The sequence below is a fragment of the Streptomyces sp. NPDC002676 genome (assembly GCF_053592455.1).
The window spans coordinates 40,217-58,321 of the sequence record NZ_JBSFVT010000030.1 but is presented as its reverse complement, the minus strand read 5'-3'; the positions used below and the strand labels follow the sequence as shown (position 1 = coordinate 58,321).

General features: G+C 68.0%; 17 protein-coding genes and 1 pseudogene. 6 read left to right on the top strand and 12 right to left on the bottom strand.

The features are described from left to right. Positions 1-926 precede the first annotated feature (926 nt). The 3 genes from ACWD3E_RS40020 to cutA are packed head-to-tail and all read left to right on the top strand — an operon-like array spanning position 927 to position 2,437. Positions 927-1,583 carry a hypothetical protein gene (locus ACWD3E_RS40020; RefSeq protein ID WP_451392409.1) on the top strand — a complete coding sequence of 219 codons (657 nt, stop codon included), beginning with the start codon at positions 927-929 and terminating at the stop codon, positions 1,581-1,583. A 55-nt stretch (positions 1,584-1,638) separates the two neighbouring features. Beyond that, positions 1,639-2,058 carry a helix-turn-helix domain-containing protein gene (locus tag ACWD3E_RS40015; protein ID WP_451392408.1) on the top strand — a complete coding sequence of 140 codons (420 nt, stop codon included), beginning with the start codon at positions 1,639-1,641 and terminating at the stop codon, positions 2,056-2,058. Positions 2,059-2,110: 52 nt separating this feature from the next. Continuing rightward, a complete protein-coding gene (gene cutA / locus ACWD3E_RS40010) occupies positions 2,111-2,437 on the top strand; it encodes a divalent-cation tolerance protein CutA (RefSeq protein ID WP_451392407.1) in 327 nt (108 codons plus the stop codon). Positions 2,438-2,639: 202 nt separating this feature from the next. On the opposite strand, the gene ACWD3E_RS40005 is transcribed toward cutA, so the two are convergent. From ACWD3E_RS40005 to ACWD3E_RS39985, 5 genes are all read right to left on the bottom strand, one after another. Continuing rightward, positions 2,640-3,008: a hypothetical protein gene (locus ACWD3E_RS40005; protein ID WP_451392410.1), complete on the bottom strand. Its 369-nt coding sequence runs from the start codon at positions 3,006-3,008 to the stop codon at positions 2,640-2,642. Between the two features lie 8 nt (positions 3,009-3,016). Then, positions 3,017-3,274 carry a hypothetical protein gene (locus tag ACWD3E_RS40000; RefSeq protein ID WP_451392406.1) on the bottom strand — a complete coding sequence of 86 codons (258 nt, stop codon included), beginning with the start codon at positions 3,272-3,274 and terminating at the stop codon, positions 3,017-3,019. Positions 3,275-3,331: 57 nt separating this feature from the next. Then, on the bottom strand, positions 3,332-3,886 hold the full coding sequence (gene tpg / locus ACWD3E_RS39995) for a telomere-protecting terminal protein Tpg (RefSeq protein ID WP_451392405.1): 555 nt from the start codon (positions 3,884-3,886) through the stop codon (positions 3,332-3,334). Between the two features lie 148 nt (positions 3,887-4,034). Beyond that, on the bottom strand, positions 4,035-5,477 hold the full coding sequence (locus tag ACWD3E_RS39990; protein WP_451392404.1) for an FAD-dependent oxidoreductase: 1,443 nt from the start codon (positions 5,475-5,477) through the stop codon (positions 4,035-4,037). 535 nt (positions 5,478-6,012) lie between these two features. Next, positions 6,013-6,921, bottom strand: a complete 909-nt coding sequence (locus ACWD3E_RS39985; protein ID WP_451392403.1) for an aromatic prenyltransferase — start codon at positions 6,919-6,921, stop codon at positions 6,013-6,015. A gap of 281 nt (positions 6,922-7,202) precedes the next feature. On the opposite strand from ACWD3E_RS39985, the gene ACWD3E_RS39980 reads away from it, so the two are divergent. The 3 genes from ACWD3E_RS39980 (at position 7,203) to ACWD3E_RS39970 (ending at position 9,458) form a co-directional block, all read left to right on the top strand. Next, positions 7,203-7,451, top strand: a complete 249-nt coding sequence (locus ACWD3E_RS39980) for a hypothetical protein (protein ID WP_451392402.1) — start codon at positions 7,203-7,205, stop codon at positions 7,449-7,451. Between the two features lie 151 nt (positions 7,452-7,602). Continuing rightward, complete coding sequence (locus ACWD3E_RS39975) at positions 7,603-9,177, top strand: DUF6851 domain-containing protein (protein ID WP_451392401.1); 1,575 nt, start codon at positions 7,603-7,605, stop codon at positions 9,175-9,177. Between the two features lie 110 nt (positions 9,178-9,287). Then, entirely contained in the window at positions 9,288-9,458 is a 171-nt protein-coding gene (locus ACWD3E_RS39970) for a hypothetical protein (protein ID WP_451392400.1), read from the top strand. A gap of 81 nt (positions 9,459-9,539) precedes the next feature. Here the strand turns inward: ACWD3E_RS39970 and ACWD3E_RS39965 are convergent, their stop codons facing one another. The 7 genes and pseudogenes from ACWD3E_RS39965 to ACWD3E_RS39935 all read right to left on the bottom strand — a co-directional run. Further along, the gene (locus tag ACWD3E_RS39965) at positions 9,540-10,202 is read right to left on the bottom strand and encodes a TetR/AcrR family transcriptional regulator (protein ID WP_451392399.1); all 663 of its coding nucleotides are present in this window, start codon (positions 10,200-10,202) and stop codon (positions 9,540-9,542) included. A 5-nt stretch (positions 10,203-10,207) separates the two neighbouring features. Beyond that, entirely contained in the window at positions 10,208-11,761 is a 1,554-nt protein-coding gene (locus tag ACWD3E_RS39960) for an MFS transporter (protein ID WP_451392398.1), read from the bottom strand. A 117-nt stretch (positions 11,762-11,878) separates the two neighbouring features. Next, entirely contained in the window at positions 11,879-12,835 is a 957-nt protein-coding gene (locus tag ACWD3E_RS39955; protein ID WP_451392397.1) for a sigma-70 family RNA polymerase sigma factor, read from the bottom strand. A gap of 10 nt (positions 12,836-12,845) precedes the next feature. After that, entirely contained in the window at positions 12,846-14,054 is a 1,209-nt protein-coding gene (locus tag ACWD3E_RS39950; RefSeq protein ID WP_451392396.1) for an NAD(P)/FAD-dependent oxidoreductase, read from the bottom strand. A gap of 100 nt (positions 14,055-14,154) precedes the next feature. Continuing rightward, positions 14,155-15,147: an acyltransferase domain-containing protein gene (locus tag ACWD3E_RS39945; protein WP_451392395.1), complete on the bottom strand. Its 993-nt coding sequence runs from the start codon at positions 15,145-15,147 to the stop codon at positions 14,155-14,157. A gap of 27 nt (positions 15,148-15,174) precedes the next feature. Further along, the gene (locus ACWD3E_RS39940; RefSeq protein WP_451392394.1) at positions 15,175-16,101 is read right to left on the bottom strand and encodes an AfsA-related hotdog domain-containing protein; all 927 of its coding nucleotides are present in this window, start codon (positions 16,099-16,101) and stop codon (positions 15,175-15,177) included. Continuing rightward, positions 16,101-18,083: pseudogene (locus tag ACWD3E_RS39935) on the bottom strand (type I polyketide synthase); the annotation flags it as partial. The pseudogene ACWD3E_RS39935 and the gene ACWD3E_RS39940, both read right to left, overlap by 1 nt. Positions 18,084-18,105: the final 22 nt, after the last annotated feature.

The window sequence follows — 18,105 nt, the reverse complement described above, 5'->3', positions numbered from 1 at the left end:
CACAGCGGCTCCACAACCACTCCGCCCGCACAGCGGGCGGGGGCACCTACAAGGAGGGCTCCCCCGCAAGCGGCTGCGCAGCAGACGCGCACCCACACTCCGCAACCCGCATCCCCCCAGGGAGCCGGCCTCCGCTGCGCTCCAGCCCACAAGGGCCACACAGCACCGAAAACACCAGCTGCACCCGTACGACGCACGACCACCGGTGAATACCCATCAATTAGACCTGTACGCAAGGGAAACCCAGACTGCCTCAAAACAAATGACAGATCATAACTGGATCACGGAGCCCCTCCCGGCCACCGGCCCAGATCAAGCCCGCCAACACCGCCCCACAGCACAACCCACCCCGGGCACCAACCTCCCCGAGCCGACCACTGCTCCCCCGGGCCGCCCGCGCGCTCCTTCCCCGTGCTGGAGCGAGGTGTGTCAAGGGGCGGCCGTAGCCCAGCCGCCAGGCAACTCGGGAGTGGAGCGCAGCGGAACGGGAGTGCCCTTGACTCGCTTCGCGGAAGCACGACACTGCTAAGAAACGGGCGGCCCCAACAGCAACCCCACCCCGCACACCACAACACGGTCAACTTGGAGCACTGAAAGTGCTTACACGTTTGAGTGATATCTACTCATGATGCATAAGAGCCCTGGCCGTTGTGCGGACGCTTGGCGGCAGCAGGCAGCGGGCAGAGCCGTCGGGGCTGAGCTGCCTGGAGCCGGCCTCTACTGACGTAGTAGAGGCGCCCGCGCCAAAAGCGGCTCTGACCTGCATCAGCGTAAGCATCTATGTTTCAGAGATCCAGAACATACGACCTCACGATGTTCTGGATCTCTAGAACAAGCGGCTCATATTTCTGATGGACCGTCAGATATCGACTGGGTGGCATGTTCTGTGATCCTGAAACAGGACGGTTTCCTTGGTGCTACCGTCGATGCATTCGGTGATCATCAAGGAGGAGCCGATGGACCAGCTGCCGATTGTGCGGCCCGGCGAGCGAGTTGTGGCACGCTCGGACGGCAAGGGCGGCATGATCCTCGCTGTGGAGAAGATCCAGGGCCGCTTCTTCGCAGTGAGTGCAGAGTGCGTCGGATACATCTTGGACGCGAGGCTGCTCTGGGATGTTCTGGGCAGCCTGAAGATGCCCGGCTCCTGGTTTCAGGTGTGGTCCAAGTTAGTCTCTGCCCAAGACCCGACCGGCCAGCCCGGCGGCAGCCACACCGCCCCTCGGGGGTACATCCGGATCTCGCAACGTGCGCTTCAGGAGCGCTGCGGACTCTCAGCCGCCTCGGTGAGCGAACCCAGCCAGTTCTTCACCCACATCGGCTGGATGCGTACCGCGAAGCCCGGCCTGCTCCAGCTCAACCCCTGGCTGACCGTTGCTGGGACCTCCGGCGAGCAGCAACGATGGCAGGCCGCCTGGAATGCTGCTGGTGGGCCGAAATGTGTCATCCCAGCACCCGATTACCCGGCGCAGTGGCGCAAAGAGCGGGCCAAGGCCAAGAAGGAAGGGGACGCCGCCCAGCGGAGGCAGGCCGTCGTACCGCTGCGTCGTCGACAACCAATCCGAAAGGGTAAGGAGACCGCGTGAACCCCGCGGGCATATCCTCGGTCCGAGGCGGCGCACCAATCGGAATCGAGGTCCCGTGACAAGCTCCTACATCCCCGACCCTCCGACGGACGAGCCAGTCACCATCTCCCGCGATGTCCTGCAACTCCTCGCCCTGGTGGACATCTCCCCTACCGGCCGACGCGTCCTCGACATGCTGCTCGCCCTCCAGGACCCTGACACCGGCACCGCCTACATCAGCCAGGACGAAATGTGCGCGGCCCTCGGCGCCGCCAAACCAGCCGTCAACCGAGGTTTCCGCGAACTCCGTCAATGCGGACTCGCCTGGCTCCACAAACGCGGCCAGTACCAGCTTCACCCCCTCATCACGGGCGGCCGACTTGCCAGCACCGTCACCGCCGTACCCGACATCCAAGCCGGCGACCCCCAGCGCCTCACCCAGCAACGGCGCCTACGCTTCGCCGCACAAACCGCCAACCTCCCCCACACCGCCTGAGCGAAGACACGACCCCCTTCGCAGACCCACGCGATCAAGCTACGCTCGCGATATGGCCGACTTTCTCCAGGTGTCCACGGCAACCCCGACCCGAGACCAGGCTGTTGAACTGGCGCGGACAGTCGTCAGCCATCGCCTTGCGGCAGGGGCGCAGATCGTCGGGCCCGTGATCTCCGCGTTCTGGCACGACGGGGAATTCGGCACCGGCGAGGAATGGCAGCTGCTGCTGAAGACCACCGCCGCCCGTTACCCAGAGCTAGAAGCTCACCTACTCAAGCATCACCCCTGGCAGAACCCTGAAATCACTGCGGTGCCGATCGCGGCAGGGTCACAGGGCTGCCTCGACTGGATCGCTGCCAACACCACTCCGGACGCGTAGGACGTCAGGCCACCGCGACCTTGTCCAGAACGGCAGCCACCACGGGCAACGACCTGTGCTTGCCCAACTGCCGCACAATCGGCGTGAGCCGCTGCCGGGGGCGCACAGAGGAGACCTCAGTCAGTGGCTGACCCGCTCAGCAGGTGGCTCGAAGGCCGTGCATCCGCTGACTATGCATGGCTGCGGCCCTTCTTCACCGTGGTCAAGCGTTCAGGGCCAGCACGCGGACCGGCTCGCCGATCCATCGGTCGGGGGCAGTAGTCGCGATGATCGCTCCGTCAGGGCGGTCGGGGGTGGGTTGAGCGACGTACTGAGAATGTGCTGCCGCCCATGTGTTCTGCCGGGCCACCGCCAAAGCAGCGGGGAGGTCCAGGTCCAGGACGATGATGCCCGGCAGGGCGGCGAGGTGTTCTGCCGTGCCGGGCCGGGCGCGGTCGGCTTCGACGAGCGCGCACGCCGGGGCGTAGAGGTACCAGCCGGCCTCTGCATGGGCGCGGTGGATCAGGCGTGAGGCGAGGACGTTGCCCCGGCCTGCCGCGGCCATCGCGGTGTCGTCCAGGACGATGTGCATGGCATCGCTCACCGTGCCGCCGCCTGGGCGAGTCGACGGTCCAGCTCGTTGTCGAGGTCCTGCTCCTCGGCCGGGGTCGGCGCGTAGCCGGTCCACTCCTTCAGAGCGGCGCGGGCCTGCTCAGCCTGCTCGGCCCGCTCAGCGGGGGTCAGCAGCGTCGCAGCGAGGTGGGCCAGATAGGCGCGCAGCGACATGCCCTCGGCCGCTGCTATGGCAGCGAGGCGGTCCCGGGCTTCCTCGGGGATTCGGACGTTGGCGTCAGGCATCATGAGACTCCCTTCCACACCCATAGTATGGGTACGTACCCGTACCCATAACGCGCATCAGTAGTCCAGCTCCAGCTGCTCGATGCCCGTGAACTCCACCAGGAGACCCTCGGCGCGGCGGCCCCGGTCGCGGAAGTACATCTCGCCCAGGCCCTCGGCCAGGATCGACTGGAGCTCGGTCTCTGTCGCGCCGGCCTCCTGGGCTGCGAAGAGGCGGGCCGCGTACTCGGGGGGCAGCGCCTGGTTGAGGTGGCGGACACGGGGGTCGTCGGTACTGCCAGGGGCCGCTGTGAAACCGAAGCGCGCCCGGGTGGAGACGAAGATGCCGTCCGTTGTCGCCGCCTGCTGCCGGGCTCGCTCGCGTACCTTCGGCTGCCAGCGGTGGCGGGTTTCGCGGTAGAGACGGTCGGCCAGGGCCTTGCGGGGGCGTTTCAGCTGGCCCTTGATGTAGCGCTCCACCGTGCGCTGGGAGATGCCCAGGAGTTCCGCCACCGGCCTGGTGCCCTTGAGTTGTCGTACCAGGTACCGCATCTGGGCTTGGGGTGACTTCGGCAGCGGGCGGGTGAAGTGGCGGGCATCCGCCTCCTCCAGGCTGTCACCCACATCAGCCACCGTCCGCTCCCCCTCCGCCCGCTCCCGTCTTCCGATCCAGGAACGGAGGAGAGAGCCGTTCGGTCACGGGTCGGACGGTGGGTCAGGAACCCAGATGGCTTCGGTCCGGCGCCGCCCCGCGCCGGACCGAAGCCGTCCCGAGTCGGGCTCAGCTGCCGATGCTCTGCGCGTGCCTGAAGAAGTTCGGCGCGTCGTACCGGCGCTTGACCGAAACCAGCCGGGAATAGTTCTCGGCGTAGTAGGCCTGCCGCCAGTCCCCCAGGTCCGGGTTGGGGAAGTTGAGGTACGACTCGCCACTTGAGAGCGGGTCGATGATGTTGAAGGCGTGGGTGGGCCACACCATGGCGGCCTCGGCCTCCTCCGCGGGCGGCTGCCCGTCGTGCAACAGGGTCGCGCAGGCCACGAAGAACTCCGCGCCGCGGTGCACATACGCGGTGTGTGCGCGGGGGACCTCGTTGACGACTCCGCCGAGTGCCGTGAAGTAGAGGTACGTGATGTGGCCCGGCCTGCGGTCGGCTTCGAAGGCGGCGAGCAGGTCGGCCACCCCGGAGCTGCCCGTGGGACGGTTGAGCAGCCTGGTCCGCTCCCTGAGGAAGGGAGTGCGCTGGATCTTGGCGTCCGGGTTCGAGCCGGCGCGGTGGCACTGCTGGAACGTGAGCTGCTCGCAGCCGTAGACGGCCTTCATCGCCTCGTCGTACGGAAGCTCCTCGACCGTACGGAGGCTGGGCGTGGCGCCCGCCTCGGCGGCCAGTTCGTTCAGGGCCTGCTCGATCTCCGACTGCGGCCCGTGGTAGCCGCCGTTGATCTTGATGATCGGCACATTGCCCGGGGCGCCGTCGCGCAGGAGCACGTTCAGGGTCGAGCCCAGGTTGTTCGAGCCGCTGGAGCACCACTCCTGCCAGGCCGTGATGATCTCCTGGGCCTTGTCCCACGGCCAGTAGGTGTCGAAGTACACCATGCGAGGGGCCGATATCGGGCGTACCTCGAAGTCGACGACCACGCCGAAGTTGCCGCCGCCACCACCGCGTATGGCCCAGAAGAGGTCGGGGTGCCTCGTCTCGGAGGCGCACACGATCCGACCGTCCGAGAGGACCATCCGAGCTGAAACGAGGCGGTCACTCGCGACCCCGAACTTCCGTACCTGAAAGCCCATGCCCCCGCCCGAGATGTAGCCGCCCATGCGTACGGTGGCGCATGTGCCCGTGACTACCTGCCTGTTGTAGGGCTTGAGCGCGGTATGGGCGTCGATGCTCTGCACCCCGGGGCCGAGCCGAACCGTGTCGTCGCCGACCGAGACATGGTTCAGCCGGGAGATGTCGAGGATCATGCCCTGGCCGGTGGACCAGCCGGCCAGGCTGTGGCCGCCACTGCGGGTGTGTACCGCGATGTCGTTGTCACCGGCGAACTTGATGGCCATACTCACGTCCTGGGGAGTCTCGCAGTAGACGATTCCCTGCGGTTCTACGGTGTCGAGTTCTACCAGAACGCCTTGCTTGGAATAGGCGTAAGCCTGGTCGGAGGGCAGCACCACATCTCCCTGCAGATGCCTGCGCAGCTGCCCCCACTTGTCTTCACCTGCATATACCGACATTACCGATGTCCCGACAGTGGCAGCCGCGAGCGCCATGCTGCCACCAGCGCGAAGAAGGGATCGTCTACTCAGCATCGTTCCTCCAGGACCAGAGATCAGAACTGACAGGTGGCGGGGGTCATTCTCGAGGGCAGGGCCGGCGAACCCTCGTTCGCCCTATGGAATATCGAGCTCAATTGCAGCATGGCTCCAGGTCGAGCCGTCGCACCGGGATCCTGTCGCACTCCTGAACCTGTTTCAGCGGATTTTCCACTGAGCAATCTGGGCGATGACACCGCCTGGCGCTTCCCTTCACCCTGGTCTTTGAAATGTGTTCTGCGTGCGCGGAGGGCTCCTCACGGCGAATCGCCGGTGCGACCACCGCAGCGCTTCTCGCGCCGACGATCGCCAGGGCGGCCGTGACGATCAACAGGTTTCCGTGGCCAGCGGCTCTGCCGGACTGACCCCCGGAAGGAATTTCGGCACTCCGGACCATAGGTAAATAATTCCTATGGATATTCGGAGTGCCGTGATCCCGGACAATAGTGATTATGTGTCAGTTGCCGGCGCCGGTGGGGCCGAGCAGGACCTTCGCCTCCAGGGAGCCCTCGCTCAGCTGGTGGTACGTCTGGAGCTTGAAGTACTCGCCGCCGGAGTAGGAGGCGACGTTGTAGAGGCCCTGCAGGGGGCCCGGGTAGGTGTGGGAGACGTTCTTGGCGAACTTCTCGACCTGCGCATCGACCGTGATCCGGTCGGGAAGCGCACGGACATCCGGAACCATCGTGGCGAACGTGATCCGCTGGATCTCGGAAGACTCCCAGTTCAGCGTGGTGTAGATGCCCACGGCCTGGCGGGCCAGCTCGAGCTGACGCTCACTCGGCTCCGGAAGACCCAGGTCGCGCAGCATGGCGCGGACCGTCCCGGGCTCGCGGCACGCGTCCGGGAACTGGAGGAAGTAGACGTTCACCGTCCGGCTCGGGTAGTCGATCCCGATCATGCTGTTCTTGTCGTCCAGCCCGTAGCGGGCGTAGAAATCGAGGTTCTCCGCCAGGCTGCGCGGCATCGACGGCAGAGCGGCGACCTTCTGCAGCTTCTGCAGATCGGTGACAGGCAGGAAGGTCCAGGTCTTCTTGAAACCGCCGACCACCCCGAAGTCCACGCCGTGAGCGGTGACCGGGATGTTCTCCTGGACCTCCTCGAGCAGCCTGCCCACCGGATGGTCGGTGCCCTCGGCGATGCCCCGGGAGACCGCGTACAGGTACGGGTTGACGTCCGCCGGCAGAGCCGTGAAACGGCAGTCGAGGTCCTGATGACCACGAGTGGTCACACGGAAGGCGACAACCACCTTGTCCAGGTCGTACGCGGACAGGATCGGCCGGACCTTGTCGGGCGCGGGGGAAATCTCCAGCAGTCCGGCTGCTTCCTCAATGGCCGAGTAAAGACCTTCCACGCCTGTGCTGGTCATGCGTCCTCCAGTATCCATCCGAGCTGAGCGTCTTGTGAATCTGCGGCCGACCGGATATTTGTTTAACGGCGGCCGAATTATCGAGGAACAGGGCCTACGGGCATGGCAGTTCCCATTTTCGCCACCCCGTGAAGTGTGGGCGGCGAGCACGAACATGTCAAGAAGTTCTCTATTCTTAATGCACTTCGAGTGATCTTCTAGCGGCGCCTAGTAAGGTGGCCGCCCCAGTGCAAGATTCCACGTGGAAAGAACTGTCGACGCCGACCGCTTGGAGATATTTGATGTCCGGTGGCATTGGGGCGGAAGAGATCCTGTCCGCATTCGAGGGTGGATTCTCGAATACCGGCGGGGTCATCTTCAGTCTCCAGGCCGGCGCGCAGGTCGCGGACATCCCCGCGGACGCGTGGACCGGCTACCTGCCCGTGGGCAACCACCCCGAATGCCCCTCCGGCTTCCTCACCTTCGGTGCCCGGTTCGGCCACCTGGCCCACGAGTTACAGCGACACATCAACGGCAACGTCATGGACTGACCGGCCTCTCCCACCACGGCGGCGGGCACCGGCACCGCAGCCCACCGCCACGCTCAACCTCATCCCGCTCTTCCCCTGAGCCCGGAGAGCCCACGGCACGGCCATCGATCCCTCTTCCATCCTCTTTAAGAATGGGACAAGGAACATCATCATGACGACTTCCGGACGTTCTCCCGTCTCTGGCTTCTTGCCGCGACGCAGGTCGCTGCTGGTCGGCGGTGCCTCGGCCATGGCGCTGTCCATGCTGGCCTTCTCCCGCACGGCCGGTGCCGCCACCAGCGACAAGCTCGAGATCGACCTCGACCTGGACAAGGACAACTACATCAAGTGGGCCCAGCCCACCGACGATCACGCCGGTCAGGAGGAAAGGCTGGCGTACATCGGCCCGATGGACGCGACCGTCTTTCTGTGGACGACCAGAGTGGCGATGCTGGCGGTGTTCGACGCGCTGGCGCCGTACCACGAGACCGCGGTCGGCATGTACTCCCAGATTCCGCGCCGCCCCTCCAGCGAGTCCGCCACCAACCGGAACATGAACATCGCCGTCATCTACGCCCAGCTCGCCATCTGGAAGCGCATGCTGCCGCATGATGACCTGGGGGCCTTGCGGCAGCTGATGGTCGCGCTCGGCCTGAACCCCGACGACGAGTCGGAGGACCTGACCAGCCCGATCGGCATCGGCAACGTGGCCGCCAAGAACGCCTGGGAGGTTCTGAAGAACGACGGCATGAACGCCCTCGGCTACGAGGGCGGCCGCAAGTACAACCCCAAGCCGTGGGCGGACTACACCGGCTACCAGCCCGTGAACACCGCCTTCGAGCTGAGCAACCCCTCGCGCTGGCAGCCGCAGTTGTTCCCCCACAACGGCCGTCGGGTCGGCGGCGGCCCGGGTGACATGGGCATCTACGTCGTCCAGCAGTTCGTGACCCCGCACATCCGGCTGGTCAAGCCCCACATCTTCCGGGACCCGGGCCAGTTCCACCTCGCCCCGCCCACGCACAGCGACCACACCCGGCCGCAGGAGTACAAGCGCTCGGTGGACGAGATCATCGAGGCGTCGGCCTCGCTCACCGACGAGCGCAAGGCGCTCTGCGAGATCATGGACAACAAGACCTGGGGGATCGGCTACTCGTCCATCGTCGTCGCCCGGAACAACGACCAGGACGACCACATGGGCGTGCACGGCTGGGCTCAGTGGTTGCTCCAGCACATCCTGGCGACGTTCGACACGCTGATCGCCGCCTGGTACCAGAAGTACAAGTTCGACGCCGTGCGGCCGATCAGCGCGGTCCGGCACGTGTACGGCAAGAGCAAGATCACCGCCTGGGGCGGTCCCGGCATGGGCACGGTCAACGACATCCGCGCCTCCGAGTGGGCCACCTACCTGCCCGTGAGCGACCACCCGGAGTACCCCTCGGGCTCCACGACGATCATGGCCGCCGGGGCGCAGACGGCACGGCGCTACTTCGGCTCCGACGACCTGGACTGGACGATCAACATCCCGGCCGGCGGGTTGCGGGTGGAGCCGGGGATCTCCCCCGCCAAGGACCTCAAGATCCACTTCGCCACCTTCACCGACCTCGCCAACGCGTGTGCCAGGAGCCGGGTGGATGGCGGCGTCCACTTCGGGAAGACGGTCGCGAGGTCCCTCGAGTTCGGTAAGCAGTTCGGCGACATGGCCCACGAGTTCGTACAGCGGCAAGTCAAGGGCGACGTCAAGCACTGACCCTCTTCCACCGCGGCGGCGGGCCCATGTGCCCGCCGCCGCGCTGGGCTTGCGTCGACAGAGCCAGAAGGCCGCGGCGCAGCCATCGATATCCCGTTATCCCGTTCCTCATGAAGGGCCCTTCCGCAGGCTCGGCTGTGGAGGCCCTTCTCTTCAAGAACAAGGAAGACGATCAGGCGGACCCGGCATGGGCACGGTCGACGACATCCCCGCCAACACAGTTCGGCGACATGGCCTACGAGTTCGTACAGCGGCAGGTCAAGGGCGACGTCAAGAACTGACGGCCCTGCCGCAGTAGAAAAGGGCCCCGCACCCACTCGTGTCGAGTGCCGGGGCCCCTTCTCACACACGGCCGGGAAGCTTCACACGTTGCTCAGCCTGGTGTCCGCCGGGCGCCCGACGGCGTCGGGACGCTCCAGCACCGCCAGGGCCCGTTCGATCATCTCCACCAGGTCGGTGTCCTCGCTGTGGTCTCCCCACAGCACCTGGTGGAAGGCGCCCGTCACGGCGCCCACCAGGACGCGGAGTTCGAGGTCGTCCGCGGGCAGGCCTGCCCGTTCGGCGAACACCTCACTCACGGACTCGACCCACCTGTCCTGTTCCTCGCCCACCAGGGCCCGTATCGAGGGCACCTGGCGCACGAGCTCCCTCCGCCACCGGTACTCCTCGCTGAAGTCCTCGGCCAGCCTGCGCACCATCTCCCTCACCACCGCCCGCAGGGCGGCCAGCGGCGGCTCGTCCGCAGGGCGCTCGCGCAGGAAGGCAATGCTGAACTGGGCGTAGTCGTCCGTCAGGACGATGTGCTCCTTGCTGGGGAAGTAGCGGAAGACCGTGCTCGGCGAGACCTCGGCCACCGCGGCGATCTGCTCGATCGTGGTGTTGTCGTACCCTCGCTCGTCGATCAGCCGACGAGCCGCCTCACGGATGGCCTGGCCGGTGCGCAGCTTCTTGCGTTCGCGCAGGCCGAGGCCGGCTTCGGCGACTGCGATCGCCGACACCGGTGCGCTGGTCGTTGTAGAGGGCATACGACTCATTGTCGCGCACCGTCTGCCATGTCGGACAGCGCCTCGGGCAGAGGCTGCTCTTCTGCCTCCTCCTCGGTCTTCTTGGTCGTCCGGCTGTCCGGCAGCTTGAAGGCGGCGAGGACGGCCGCGACGACGCCGGCGATGCCGCAGATCAGCAGCACCAGGCTCATGCCGTGGACGAAGGCGGACTGGGCGGACTCGGCCAGCTGGGGCATCTTGAGCTGTGCGGCGACCGCCTGTGCGGCCACCACGGACTCCTTGGCCGTATCGGCCGCCTGCGCCGGTACCCCGTGGGTGTCGATCCGGTCCTTGAACACGGCGTTGAGCAGGCTGCCCAGCAGGGCGATACCGATGGCGCCGCCGACCTGTCGCAGGGTGGTGTTCAGCCCGCTGCCGGTGCCCTCCTTGCCCTTGGGCAGTACCGCGAGGGCGGTGTCCAGGGCCGGCACCATCACGAGGCTCACGCCCAGGCCGGTGAGGATCATCCACAGCACGGTGAAGCCGTAGCCGGTGTCGGTGTCCGTGGTGCTGCCGAGGAACATCGCCAGGGACATGATGGCCAGGCCCGCGACCACCAGCGGCCGGGTGCCGAACTTGACGGTCAGCGGCGGCACGATCTTGGCGACGACGATCATGCCGGCCATGAGCGGCATCAGGCGCACGCCGGTGGCGAAGGCGTCGTGGCCCTGCACGACCTGCAGATACTGCGGCAGCACGAACATCAGGCCCATGAACACGAACATGCCCAGGATGAGGAAGAGCGTGTTCCACCGGAAGGAGTAGTTCCGCAGCAGCTCCAGGTCCACCATCGGGCGGTCCTGGCGCCGCTCGCGCAGCACCAGACCGACGAGCATCAGCACACCGCCGATCATCGAGGCGAGGATGACCGGGTTGCCCCATCCCTTGGCGGGCCCTTCGATGACGCCGTAGACGAAGGCGCCGAGACCGACGATGCCCAGCACCGTACTGATGACGTCGACCCTGGGGGCCGACGGGTCGCGGGTCTCGGGGATCAGCAGGGCGCAGGCGACGATGCCGATGGCGATCAGCGGGATGTTGATGGCGAAGACCGAGCCCCACCAGAAGTGTTCGAGCAGCCAGCCACTGAGCAGAGGTCCGAGCGGCAGGCCGATCGAGATACCCGCGGTGATGATCGCGATCGCCTTGGTCTGCTCCTCGCCCTTGAAGAGGGTCGGGATGATGGACAGCGTGAGCGGCATGATCAGCGCGGCGCCGAGGCCCATGACCGTACGGGCCGCGATGAGCGGGCCCGGGCTGGACACGGTCATACCGACGATGGAGCCGCCGAGGAAGATCACGAGCCCGGCGACCAGCAGATTGCGTCGGCCGTAGCGGTCGCCGAGGAAGCCCGCGGGGAGCATGGCGGCGGCGTAGACGACGGCGTAGGAGTCGACGATCCACTGCAGCTGCCCCGCGGAGGCGCCGGTGTCGGCGGCGAGGGTGGGAAGGGCGACGTTCAGGATCGTCGTATCGAATCCGATGACGAGGACGCTGATCGTCAGACCAATCAGCGCCAACCAACGATTTTTGACAGCCATAAGAAAATGGTAGCAACTATCACTTGAACGTGGATGGAGATTGCGTGAGTCTCGCCGCATTAGAGAATGACGCGGTCATGACACTCAACGGCTGCGCCTGGCCGCGGTCGGCGTCGGTCACCACTGGGCGATGAGAGGCGTGTCCGGTTCGTGCTGCCGCCAGGCTGCGGTGAGGCGGCCGAGGCGGGCGGGGGCGGCGATGCCGCGCACGGTTGCGATCTTGCCGTTGGTGATGTCGAACGTCACGGCGCCGACGACCTGATCGCCGGGCACGAAGAGGATGGCGGGGGCGCCGTTGACGAGCGCGTAGTGGATGGCGGGCGTGCCGCCGGCAAGTCGCCGTTTCGCGGGTGTGGGTTTGAAGCCGGCCCGTGCGATGGCAGCGATGCGCTGCGGAGTGTCGTACCGCAGCAGCGTCTCGGTCAGGCCGGCGCCGTCGGAGATCGCGGTTGCGTCGTCGGTGAGCAGCGCCGCCAGCCGTTCGGTGCGGCCCGAGGAGGCGGCGGCGAGGAACTCCTCGACGATCCTGCGGGCGGATGCCGGGTCGACTTCGCCGCCGTCGCGGCGGCGCGCTGCGGTGATGCGGCGCCGGGCCCGGTGGAGGTGCTGCTGGCTTGCGGACTCGGTGATGTCGAGGATCTCGGCGATCTCGGCGTGGCCGTAGGAGAACGCTTCGCGCAGGACGTAAACGGCCCGCTCGGGGGGTGACAGGCGCTCCATGAGGGTCAGCACGGCCAAGGAGACCGATTCGCGCTGCTCGAAAGTGTCGGCCGGGCCGAGCATCGGGTCGCCGTCGAGGAGCGGTTCGGGCAGCCAGGCGCCGACGGTGCGTTCGCGGCGGGCCTGTGCCGAGCGGAGCCTGTCGAGACACAGGTTGGTGACGACCTTGGTCAGCCATGCTTCCGGCACCTTGATCCGCTGCCGGTCGGCGGCCTGCCAGTGCAGGAACGCATCCTGCACGGCGTCTTCGGCGTCGGCGGCGGAGCCCAGCAGCCGGTACGCCAGCGAGGCCAGCCGGTTCCGGCTGGCCTCGAACCGACTGGTGTCGAAGCGATCAGTGGCGGTGCTGTCCACGCGGACCACACTAGGCAGCTACGCGACCGCCTTCTCGCAGGACGGACGCCTCCGGCGCGGCGGCCAGGCGGCGCTTGCGCGTGGGCAGGCCGAAGGTCGGGTGCGAGATGCCCCACAGCGAGATCTTGACGATGCCCGCCTTGACCCGCGCGGCCTTCCGGCCGCCCACATACTTCGCCTTTGCTTGCGCTTCGCCGTCGACCAGCTGCAAGATCCCGTCCCGCCGCCCGAGGCTGATGTGGTTGCCCAGATAGAGCAGCTTGGTGTTCGCAATCCTGCGGCCGGTCAGGCGTCCCACGATCGCGTCCACGGCCTGCCGGCCGGTGTATCCGGCCGAAGCGCAGGACATCGGCAGCGGCCGGCCGTTGTCGCCGATGGCGTAGGCGCTGTCGCCGGCGGCGTAGACGTTGGGGTGCGAGACCGACCGCATGGTGCGATCGACGACGATCTGACCGGTCTCGGTGACCTTCAGCCCGCTGGCAGCGGCGATGGGGTGGACCGCGAACCCGGCCGTCCACACGGTTGCGTCGGACGCCAGGGCGGTGCCGTCGGCGCACAGCACCCGCGTCGCTTCGACGGCCTCGACGCTGGTGTGCTCGAGGACGGTGATGCCCAGCCGGTCACAGGCCTGGCGCAGGTGGCTGCGGGCTCCGGCGGAGAGCCGGGCGCCCAGCTCGCCGCGGGCGACCAGCGCCACCGACAGGCCGGGCCGGGATTCGGCGATCTCGGTGGCGGTCTCGATGCCGGTCAACCCGTCGCCGACGACCAGCACGCTCCCGCCTTCGCCCCGCCTGCCGAGGCTGTCCAGGTGCTCGCGCAGGCGCAGCGCCGAGGGCCGCCCGGTGACGTCGAAGGCGTGCTCGGCCACGCCGGGGACGCCGTGGTCGGCGACGTGGCTGCCGAGCGCGTAGAGAAGCGTGTCGTAGCCGAACTCGCCGCCGCCGGCGTCGGCCACGGCGACGACCTGGCGCTCGGGGTCGACAGCGGTGACACGTGCCAGGTGCAGCCGGATCCCCGTGCCTGCGAAGACGTCGGCGAGCTTGAGAGCCTCGATCTGCTGGCCGGCCGCGAGCTGGTGCAGTCGCAGCCGCTCGACGAAGTCCGGCTCAGCGTTGACCACGGTGATCTCGGTGTCTGCCAGGGACAGCCGGCGGGCCAAGTTCCCGGCCACGTAGGCCCCGGCATAGCCGGCGCCGAGGACGACGATGCGGTGTTTCATGTGTTGCTCCTGTGGTTCGCCTGCCCCCTGTGAGTTGAACGGAACGACGCCCCGATTCCTGACAGAAGCCCCGATTCCCGACAGGAACTTGTGACCTGGGTCACATAGCGGCGGTTATCGACAGTGCGGCGGTGACCGATTCGTCGAAGACTCGGCGGTCTTCTCCCCGTGCCGATGCCGGGAGCAGAGGAAGTACCACGTTCGCGCGGGACTGGACCGTGGGGTGCAGGTGCAGTGCGGCCGCACAGCTGCCCTTCGGGCCTGCTTCGAGGAATATGCGGTTACCGGATTCGAGCAGGTCGCTCATCGCGGGCCAGAACAGCACCGGCCTGGCCAGTTGAGCCGACCAGAACTCGGGGGTGACCGACTCCGCGTCGGTCACGTCGCGGGCGGTGCAGGTGGACCGGATCGTGATGGCGGGCGGGCGGAGCTCGATGCGCCGGAGCAGTCCGGCGAAGCGGATCGCCGCGTCGGCGCACAGCGGGCTGTGGAACGCCTGCCGAGCCTTCACCGGGCGACACGCGACCACCCCGGCCTTCAGGGTCCGCTCGACGGCGCGCAGTGCCGCCGTCCCGCCGGACAGCACCGTCTGGCGTGGGCTGTTGATCGCCGCTATCGCGATGCCTCGCTCTGCGAGGTCGTCGCCGAGCACCTCGCGGATCCGGTCGACGCCCGCGGCCACCGCGAGCATCCCGCCCGGTTCCGTCGCCGCCATCGCGCTGGTCCGCACCACCATCGCCCGGCTGCCGTCGGCGATGCTGAACACCCCTGCGACGGCAGCCGCGGCCAGTTCGCCGACGCTGTGCCCGACCAGGACCTTGGGCCGTAAGCCCCGTGCGATCACCGCGAACGCCAGTGCCGCGCCGATGGCGAACAGCAGCGGTTGTGCCCGGGAGCAGTCGTCGAAATCCGGTCCCGGCCGCTCGGAGAGCCAGGCGTCACGCAGTCGCGGGCCGTCGGGGCCGTACTCGGCGAAGAACTCGTCCATCACCGCGGTGAACGTCGGGTCAACGCCGTACAGGTCGGCGCCCATTCTCGGTTGCTGGCCGCCCTGGCCGGGAAACACCAGAGCTACGTCACGTCGCATGTCCATGAGGGCCTCAAGTCTTTGCCGGTTTCGTCATGGGTTCAGTTCGGTGAGTTCCAGGGTTCCGCTCACTACTCGGACGCCGGCCTGGTCGATGCCCACCGACGCGGTCACCACTCCCGGTCGCCCGGTCACCGACACCGCGCACTCGGCGGGCACGTCGGTCTCCACGAAGATGCCGAAGTCGAGTTCGGCTCGCGTCAGCGCCGACTCGCCCGTGCGCAGGCCCGCCTCCGCCGCACTGCGCAGCGCGGACTGCCGCATCGCTTCTATGAGCAGCGATGCGGGGAGGTGGTCGTAGTCCCGGTCGAAGAAGGAGGGATGGGTCCGGTCCACCAGCACGGGATAGCGGTTGGGCCGTGTGGCGGGGCCGATCACCACGTTGTTCCGGTCGCGCCGGCCGACCAGTTCGGGGTCGATCGGTTTGGTGTCCGGGGTGTCGTTCGCGGACGCGGCCCGGCGGGAGCGCTGGTAGTCGCGGATCTCCTGGTAGGACTCGCGCGGGAACAGGATGCTGGTGAACGAGAGCGTCATGGCCCGTGCCGAGCCGACGAGGAAGTCGCCCGCGATGTCGTACGTGCCGTCGGTCTGGGTGACGCGGACCTTGATGACACCCTGCAGCGGCTTGGCTGCGTCGGCACGGAAGGCGTGCAGCTCCGGCACGGCCAGCGTCACCTGCTGCACGGCCGACGGGGTGCCCCGGGGGACGCCGAGGTACTCGTGGCGGGCCACGACGAACGCCTGCCGGAACGCCTCGATCACGGCTGCCGGGTCGTGCCGGGGGGTCCGCTGGTCGGACCACAGGGGGTGGTCGTGCGCCACCCGCAGGGCGATGGCGAACTCGTCCGGGCCGATCTGTGCATGGTCGGTGACGAACACTTCGAGGGGCGAGCGCCGGTTCACCGTCATGGGCGGCACCAACTGGTCGAAGCTGAGGGCGGCAACGGGATCGTTGGTCATCAGAGCCTCCGGGACTGGCTGCGCTCGTCCAAGAACTTGGCCAGCGAGCGGATCGTCGGGTTGTCGAGGATGTCGGCCATGCTGATCCGCGTGTCCGTCAGCGCCTGCAGCCGGCCACGCAGTTCCACGGCGGACAGCGAGTTCAGTCCATGGGCGGCGATGTCGTCGTCGAGGCCGACCACCGTGCCGTACTCGCCGAGCACCTCGTCCACGGCGGTGCGCACTGCGGCGGTCATGTCGCTCGGGATGTCGCTCGCATGATCAGTGGCGGGTGTGGCCGTCGGCGTGGGCGGTGTCCACCAGAAGCGTTGGCGGGCGAAGGGGTACGTGGGCAGGTCCACCCGCCGTGCGCCTGACTCGGCGAACACGGCCGGCCAGTCGACCACGGCGCCCCCCACGAAACGGTCGGCCAGGCCGCGCAGCGCGGTCCGGCCGACCACGGTGCCCGGCTCCGGTGCCCCGGCCAGGGTGCGCAGCCCTGTCAGCAGTTCGTCCCGGTCCGCGCCGAGTACGACGGCCCGGTGGGCGAACCGCGCCCGGGACAGCAGGGTGAGCCCTACGTCCGCCGGGTCGATGTCCGATCGCTCCAGCAGCGTGATCAGCCGGTCCGCCTGTGCCGCCAGCGCGGCCGGGGTCTTCGCCGAGAGCACCCAGGGCACCGCGGGCATGGGGCGCCGGGGCGGGGCGGGCGTCGGCGGTGCCTGTTCGAGGATGACGTGTGCGTTGGTCCCGGAAATGCCGAAGGACGACACCGCGGCTCGGCGTGGGCGTCCGGTATCCGGCCAGCCTTGCCGGCTCGTCGTCAGCTCCACATGACCCGACGTCCAGTCGACGTGTCGGCTCGGCTCGTCCACGTGCAAGGTCGCGGGCACCAAGCCCCGCTGCATCGCCGCGACCATCTTGATCAGCCCCGCCACGCCCGCAGCCGCCTGCGTGTGACCGATGTTCGACTTCAACGACCCCAGCAGCACCGGCCGATCGGCAGACCGGTCCTGGCCGTACGTCGCCAGCACCGCCTGCGCCTCGATCGGATCACCCAGCACCGTGCCCGTGCCATGCGCCTCCACCACATCCACGTCCACGGCGGACAGCCCGGCGTCGGCGAGCGCCGCCCGGATCACCCGCTGCTGCGACGGGCCGTTCGGCGCCGTCAGCCCGTTGGAGGCACCGTCCTGGTTCACCGCACTGCCCCGCACCAACGCCAGCACCTCATGCCCGCGGCGCCGCGCGTCCGACAGACGCTCCAGTACGACCACACCTACGCCCTCGGCCCACCCGGTGCCGTCCGCCGCCGCCGCGAAGGACTTGCAGCGCCCGTCCGGCGACAGGCCTCGCTGCCGGGCCATGTCCACGAAACCCCTTGGGGTCGCCATGACCGTCGTACCGCCGGCCAGGACCAGGTCCGACTCCCCCGACCGCAACGACTGGCACGCCAGATGCACCGCCACCAACGACGACGAACACGCCGTGTCGACGGTCACCGCCGGACCCTCCAGACCCAGCGTGTACGCCACCCGGCCGGAGATCAGGCTGCCTGCCGTGCCGGTCAGGCGGTAGCCCTCCGTGCCGGCTTCGTCGATGTCGTGTCCGTACTCCTGTGCCATGTGGCCGACGAACACCCCGGTCGGGCTGCCGGCAAGGGAATGCGGGTCGATGCCCGCGTTCTCCAGCGCCTCCCAGGTGACTTCGAGCAGCAACCGCTGCTGCGGGTCCATCGCCACGGCCTCGGCCGGGCTGATCCCGAAGAAGCCCGCGTCGAAGTCCGTGGCACCTGCCAGGAAGCCGCCGTCGCGGACGTACGTCGTGCCCGGGCGGTCCGGGTCGGGGTCGTAGAGGCCGTCCAGGTCCCAGCCGCGGTCGGACGGGAAGGCCGAGATGACGTCACGAGCCTCGGCGACCACGTCCCACAGGTCCGTCGGCGAGGCGATGCCACCGGGGTACCGGCAGCCGATGCCCACGATCGCGATCGGGGCGTCGTCGGCGCCGCGGCCGTTCCGGCGCAGC

Bases quoted from the DNA above. Each gene is read 5' to 3' on its own strand.
- ACWD3E_RS40020 (WP_451392409.1), top strand. From the start codon at position 927: ATGCATTCGGTGATCATCAAGGAGGAGCCGATGGACCAGCTGCCGATT.
- ACWD3E_RS40005 (WP_451392410.1), bottom strand. From the start codon at position 3,008: ATGCACATCGTCCTGGACGACACCGCGATGGCCGCGGCAGGCCGGGGC.
- ACWD3E_RS39980 (WP_451392402.1), top strand. From the start codon at position 7,203: ATGTCCGGTGGCATTGGGGCGGAAGAGATCCTGTCCGCATTCGAGGGT.
- ACWD3E_RS40000 (WP_451392406.1), bottom strand. From the start codon at position 3,274: ATGCCTGACGCCAACGTCCGAATCCCCGAGGAAGCCCGGGACCGCCTC.
- ACWD3E_RS39970 (WP_451392400.1), top strand. From the start codon at position 9,288: ATGAAGGGCCCTTCCGCAGGCTCGGCTGTGGAGGCCCTTCTCTTCAAG.
- ACWD3E_RS39945 (WP_451392395.1), bottom strand. From the start codon at position 15,147: ATGGACATGCGACGTGACGTAGCTCTGGTGTTTCCCGGCCAGGGCGGC.
- cutA (WP_451392407.1), top strand. From the start codon at position 2,111: ATGGCCGACTTTCTCCAGGTGTCCACGGCAACCCCGACCCGAGACCAG.
- ACWD3E_RS39960 (WP_451392398.1), bottom strand. From the start codon at position 11,761: ATGGCTGTCAAAAATCGTTGGTTGGCGCTGATTGGTCTGACGATCAGC.
- ACWD3E_RS39985 (WP_451392403.1), bottom strand. From the start codon at position 6,921: ATGACCAGCACAGGCGTGGAAGGTCTTTACTCGGCCATTGAGGAAGCA.
- ACWD3E_RS39965 (WP_451392399.1), bottom strand. From the start codon at position 10,202: ATGCCCTCTACAACGACCAGCGCACCGGTGTCGGCGATCGCAGTCGCC.
- ACWD3E_RS39990 (WP_451392404.1), bottom strand. From the start codon at position 5,477: ATGTCGGTATATGCAGGTGAAGACAAGTGGGGGCAGCTGCGCAGGCAT.
- ACWD3E_RS39975 (WP_451392401.1), top strand. From the start codon at position 7,603: ATGACGACTTCCGGACGTTCTCCCGTCTCTGGCTTCTTGCCGCGACGC.
- ACWD3E_RS39940 (WP_451392394.1), bottom strand. From the start codon at position 16,101: ATGACCAACGATCCCGTTGCCGCCCTCAGCTTCGACCAGTTGGTGCCG.
- ACWD3E_RS39950 (WP_451392396.1), bottom strand. From the start codon at position 14,054: ATGAAACACCGCATCGTCGTCCTCGGCGCCGGCTATGCCGGGGCCTAC.